This window comes from Crenothrix polyspora (assembly GCF_900163755.1).
Classification (GTDB): domain Bacteria; phylum Pseudomonadota; class Gammaproteobacteria; order Methylococcales; family Methylomonadaceae; genus Crenothrix; species Crenothrix polyspora.
The window spans coordinates 1-5,385 of record NZ_FUKI01000168.1 but is presented as its reverse complement, the minus strand read 5'-3'; the positions used below and the strand labels follow the sequence as shown (position 1 = coordinate 5,385).

At 48.7% G+C, this 5,385-nt stretch carries 5 protein-coding genes; all 5 read left to right on the top strand.

Annotated features, from left to right (window positions below; all coding sequences use genetic code 11):
• Positions 1-184, top strand: a 184-nt coding sequence (locus CRENPOLYSF2_RS19315) for an entericidin A/B family lipoprotein (protein WP_245808046.1), incomplete at its 5' end; no start/stop codon positions are given.
• 321 nt (positions 185-505) lie between these two features.
• Positions 506-1,006 carry a hypothetical protein gene (locus tag CRENPOLYSF2_RS17095; RefSeq protein ID WP_087145163.1) on the top strand — a complete coding sequence of 167 codons (501 nt, stop codon included), beginning with the start codon at positions 506-508 and terminating at the stop codon, positions 1,004-1,006.
• A 62-nt stretch (positions 1,007-1,068) separates the two neighbouring features.
• The gene (locus tag CRENPOLYSF2_RS17090) at positions 1,069-1,452 is read left to right on the top strand and encodes a DUF302 domain-containing protein (protein ID WP_087145162.1); all 384 of its coding nucleotides are present in this window, start codon (positions 1,069-1,071) and stop codon (positions 1,450-1,452) included.
• 28 nt (positions 1,453-1,480) lie between these two features.
• Positions 1,481-3,112 (top strand): oleate hydratase, encoded by a 1,632-nt coding sequence (locus CRENPOLYSF2_RS17085; RefSeq protein WP_245808045.1) that lies wholly within the window; start codon positions 1,481-1,483, stop codon positions 3,110-3,112.
• 266 nt (positions 3,113-3,378) lie between these two features.
• A partial coding sequence (locus tag CRENPOLYSF2_RS17080) for an AI-2E family transporter (protein ID WP_140396894.1) occupies positions 3,379-5,385 on the top strand: 2,007 nt, incomplete at its 3' end.

Sequence of the window (5,385 nt, the reverse complement as noted above, 5' to 3'; positions counted from 1 at the left end):
TGACAAGTCGGCACTTAAGTCTAAATCAAAATTTAACGGGAGGGTAGCCGCTCAATGTGAGTTGATATTAAGCTTTATGGGTGTATTAACTGCCTGTAATACCATAGAAGGCGCGGGCAAAGATGTACAAAGTGGTGGCCGTCATGTTGAAGATGCCGCCAAAGACGTGAAAAAAGGAATGTAATTGCCCTTTGGCATTCCTGGAAGCCAAATCTAGCAGAGTGCCAGCAATGTTGTTGGCACACCCATACACTGATTGAAACATAAATGAACGCTTTGTTGGTTTGATCGACAGTTACTTTAAGTAATACAGCGTTTTCACAGTTCAATAGTTACAGCGTAACCGTTCGCACTGAGCTTGTCGAAGTGTGCCGTTCGTGCTTCGACAAGCTCAGCACGAACGGTGGCTGTAACTGTCCTAAGTTGAAAACGCTGTATATTTTTAATCAAAAAGTAACACTAAAAGTCACTTAATGAATGATGATATAAAAAGGCGTTTCGATAAATGGATAAAGACAGCTTCATCGTTGGCAACATTGATGACACCCACAAGACCCACCAAAAAGCCGCGATGTACGCCTTGCTGGGTGATTTGCTGTTTATCGTACTGCCTCTGGTGGTGATTTCAATCGTCGATCTCAGCGTTGGCCGGTCGCTGTTTGCCATTATCGAATCACCGGAATTGTCCTTCGGCTCGGCGGTGTTATTTGGCCAGACCATCATAAAAGTCGTTTCAGGCTTTGCTCATACCAAGCCCTCTGGCGCAGAGCAACCGGTTTTTATTATCGCGCTGATTATCGTGTTTGGCTTGGTGCCATCGCTGGTGGTGTTGGCTTTGTTGCTCAGTATCAATCCTATACCCCATGAATTACAGCTCGCCCAAGCGGGTATTTTTATTTTAGGGATAATCACATTCTTCTTTTTTGGCGTGAATGGCCATGCCTTATCACTGCGCTATGGTGGCCGACAATTAGACCGCCATGCTGATTTACCCCCTTCAAAATAAGGGATACACCTTAGCAAATCCCGTTATTTTTATTGATTAACCAAAAAAATTGAGGTCACTTCATGTATTACATCGTTAAAACGAATAAATCATTCAGCCAGGCATCGACAGACCTTGAATTAGCGGTTAAGCATAATGGTTTCGGGATATTGCACATCCATGATTTAGGGGACACACTGCGCAATAAAGGCATTGCATTTAATGAGGAGTGCAAAATTTTTGAAGTCTGTAATCCGGTGCAGGCCGCAAAAGTTTTATCTGCCGATATGCGTCTGAACATGGCTTTGCCGTGCCGTATTTCTATATTTACGGAGAAAGGCATTACGCAGATTGGCTTTATTAAGCCTGTGCAAATGCTTTCAGCGTTATCTCAAGATGCGGGGTTGATTCAAGTTGCCAAAGAAGTTGAGCAAAAATCCATCCAAATAGTTGACGAAGCGAAATGAATCCTATCAATTTATAAAACTGTAAATCATGAACACTATTAATATCAAACAAAACAATATGCCGGACATTTCAATCGACCCTGCCACTGTAGACAACAGGAAGGCTTATTTTGTCGGCGGTGGCATAGCAGCCCTTGCAGGTGCTGCATTTTTAATACGCGATGGTCATATCCCTGGTGCGAATATCCATATTTTGGAAGAACTGAAAGTTACGGGCGGTAGCCTGGATGGCGCGGGCTCAAAAGAAAAAGGTTATGTCATTCGGGGTGGGCGGATGATTGAAGAACACTACGTCTGCACCTACGATCTTTTTGAAACCATCCCGTCACTGACCGACCCTGACAAAAGCGTCAAAGATGAAATTTTTGAATTCAGCCATCAATATGTCAGCCTATCCCGATGCCGTTTGGTTAAGGCAGGCGAAAAAGTCGATGTGTCATCGTTTGGTTTAAGCGAAAAAGACCGTTTGGATATACTGTCATTGATAGCCCATTCTGAAGATTCGCTAGCCGCCAAACGCATTGAAGACTGGTTTACACCGACGTTTTTTGAAAGCAATTTCTGGCTGATGTGGTCAACCATGTTTGCCTTCCAACCGTGGCACAGTGTGGTTGAACTCAAGCGTTATTTGCTGCGTTTCATCCAATTATTTCCCGATTTTAATAAAATGGGTGGGGTCTGGCGCACGCCGTATAACCAATATGATTCCATGATACTGCCGCTTACGAACTGGCTTGGCGCACAAGGTGTGCAATTTTCGCTAAGCACCGAAGTCACAGGGCTTGATTTTGATTTAGGCGCGGGGGATCGATCGGTGAAAAATATCCGCTGTACCAGCGAGGATGTTTCTAAAAACATCACCGTATTGCCCACCGATCGGGTGTTTGTTACCTTGGGCTGCATGACAGAAGCGTCTAGCCTGGGTTCGATGACAACGCCTGCGCTGTTAAAGTCTAAAAAAGCCGGTGGGGCGTGGACATTATGGGAAGACATCGCCAAAGGCCGCCCAGGCTTTGGCCACCCCGACGTATTTGCCGACCATATTGACCAAACCAAGTGGATGTCGTTTACCGTGACGCTAGACGACCCTGCTTTTTTCCAGTTTATAGAAGACTTTACCGGCAATAAGGCGGGGACTGGCGGCATGTTCACGCTGGTCGATTCCAGCTGGTTTATGAGTATAGTGCTGGCACATCAACCGCATTTTATCAACCAACCTGACAATATATTCGTATTTTGGGGTTATGGCCTATTCCCCGATAGAATCGGTAATTATGTTAAAAAACCCATGTCTGAATGCACCGGCGAAGAGATACTGGTTGAACTGTTCCAGCATCTACGCTTAGGTACACAGACGCAAGCCGTTATGGCGGCCGCCAACTGTATTCCGTGCATGATGCCGTTTATCACCAGCCAGTTCATGCCCAGGGTCAAAGGCGACAGACCCGATGTTGTACCCGAAGGCACGAAGAATTTCGCTTTTATCGGCCAGTTTTGCGAAATTCCCGATGATGTGGTGTTTACTGTTGAATATTCAATACGATCTGCATTGATGGCCGTGTATAAGTTACTTGATATAAAGACGGAAATTCCACCGGTGTTCAAAGGCCAACATGATGTTAGCGTGCTGTTTAATGCCCTTAAAACCATGCACAGGTAAGCCTGCATGCCATTACAAGCGATTTCCGTGTTGATTGCTGTCGCTCTAATGGTTAAGCTACTGGTGGATTATCCGGTATGCCATGATGCTCTGCTTTGGTCGTGGCGGACATAAGTACTCAGTCAATCTTGATAAGTCGGGTATATTTTTGACCAGCCTTAGACCTACGAGGTTTTAAAAACCTCGTAGGTCTTTGCAACACTTGACATAATAAAGTTGACACTAGCTTGACTTTTATACGTTGCCCAACAGGACTCCATTAACCCATGAACAATCCCCCCACAAAATCCATCTCGCGGTTCATCATCCCTGGTCTTTTATTAACAGGGCTGCTATTGCTTAGCTTTATGGTGTTGCGCGGATTTTTGATGTCCCTGATTTGGGCATTTATTATCGCTTATGTCGCATGGCCACTTTATAGCCGCCTGAAACATCGGCTTAACGACAAGCCCACCCTCAGTGCAGCGCTGATGACCGCCATCATCGCAGCAGCAGTCATTTTAACGGTGTCCTGGCTGGTCGCCATGTTGCAGGCTGAAATCGTCATTGCCTATCAAACCTTGGTCGATAACGTGGCGGAAGGGCCTTTTCGATTACCTGAGTTTCTCAGCCGTATCCCGTGGTTGGGCAACTATTTACAGCATGGGCTAGATCGGCTGAACAGTGACCAGGCCGGCGTAAGCACGCAATTTGCCAATTGGGCAAAACAGTGGCTGGGGCAGTTCGCGCAATTTCTTGGCGGCATAGGCCGTTACGTGATGAATTTGGGTGTCATATTAGTCACCGTGTTCTTTTGCTTTCGGGATGGCGACGAAGCCATCCGGCAATTGCGCTTAGGCCTGATCCATTTTCTTGGCAAGTACCAAGAGGTTTATCTGCAAGCGGCAGGAAACACCACCCGTGCCGTGGTGTATGGGTTGGTGCTGGCGGCGCTGGGGCAAGGCCTGTTGGCGGGCGTTGGCTATACCGTAGCAGGGGTCAAAGCCCCCGTGTTGTTTGGGGCAATCACCGCGCTGTTGGCATTGGTGCCTATGGGTGCGACACTGGTGTGGTTGCCACTGGCTATCATGCTGTTGCTTAGCGGCCAGACTTGGCCCGGCATAGGCTTATTGCTGTGGGGGTTTCTGGCGGTCAGTACAGTGGATAACGTGATCCGGCCAATTATTATCAGTGGTGCCAGCCGTGTGCCATTTCTGGTGGTGCTGTTCGGGGTACTGGGCGGCTTGACGGCGTTTGGGGCGGTAGGGCTATTTTTAGGCCCGGTGATTTTATCGGTGCTGCTGTCGGTATGGCAGGCCTGGATCAAGCAACAAGCACAACAAGTAGAAACAATAGAGTTAACATCAAAAGCAGCAAACCTAACTGACTGGCATACCTTGCCCGCAGAACAAGTGCTGAAGAACCAATCGGTTGATGCTGGCATAGGCTTAAGCCAAGCGGAAGCCACCGCGCGTCTAAAACGCTACAGCACTAACCGGCTGGCCGAGAAACCACCCCGCCCCGCCTGGCATTTGTTGCTGGCGCAATTCAAGGGTTCGCTCATCGTTGTGTTGTTGATTGCCGCCAGTGTGGCAGCCCTCATTGGCGATTGGACCGATGGTATCGTGATCCTGGGGGTGGTGGTCATCAATACCTTATTGGGGTTTTATCAGGAATTTCAGGCCGAAAAATCACTGGCGGCACTGAAAAAAATGCTGGCCTTAAAAGCCACCGTCCGGCGTGAGGGTAATACGCTGGAAATCCCTGCCGACCAGCTTGTGCCTGGCGATATAGTGATTTTGGAAGCCGGTAACAAAATACCGGCGGATGGCCGCCTCATTATGGCCAATGCACTGGAGGTTGATGAATCTTCCCTGACCGGTGAATCCGTTCCCGTTGCCAAACAAGAGTCCGCTTTGGCGAATGAAGACACACCGCTCGCAGAGCGCACCAATATGCTGTACCTGAACAATGCCATCACCCGTGGCCGTGCCGAAATGCTGGTGACCGCCACCGGCATGGCCACCGAAATAGGCCGCTTGGCAACACTGTTGGCGCAGGCAGAGGACGGCGCTACGCCCTTGCAAATACAACTGGACAGCTTGGGTAAACGTCTGGCCTTGATTGCTGTCGCGATAGTGTCGGTATTATTTGCCTTTGCCCTGTGGCGGGGTGAGCCGCTAATCCAGACCGCCTTCACCGCCATTGCCCTTGCGGTGGCCGCTATCCCCGAAGGCCTGCCTGCGGTGGTGACAGTCACCCTGGCCTTGGGGATGCACCGCATGGCCAAGCAC